The sequence below is a fragment of the Pseudomonas sp. SIMBA_068 genome (assembly GCF_046534705.1).
In the GTDB taxonomy this organism is placed as follows: Bacteria; Pseudomonadota; Gammaproteobacteria; order Pseudomonadales; family Pseudomonadaceae; genus Aquipseudomonas; species Aquipseudomonas putida.
On the sequence record NZ_JAWRYI010001296.1, the window covers coordinates 1 to 247 of the forward strand.

The following is a 247-nucleotide window of genomic DNA, read 5'->3' on the forward strand; positions in this document are numbered from 1 at the left end:
TCAGCGATTGCAGCAGGTAGTTGCTCAAGGACATGCGCCCCAGTGGCGCCAGCCGTCGGCACAGGCGTTGGCCCGGGGCCGAGCCGAAGGCCTTGAGCAGCAGCATGGCGTAGCTGGCCGAGAGCAGTGGTGCGGTCAGTTGGCTGATGCCGTAGCCGAGCACTTCCAGGCCGCCGCCGGGCGCATAGGCCGCCCAGTAGCCGTAGAGCAGGGCGCCACCCAGGCACAGCGGCAGGCTGATCCTCAG

General features: G+C 68.8%; 1 protein-coding gene. It reads right to left on the bottom strand.

What is annotated here, in order from left to right; genetic code table 11:
• The coding region (locus SB756_RS33765; RefSeq protein WP_410913724.1) for a DUF418 domain-containing protein at positions 1-247 on the bottom strand (247 nt) is incomplete at both ends.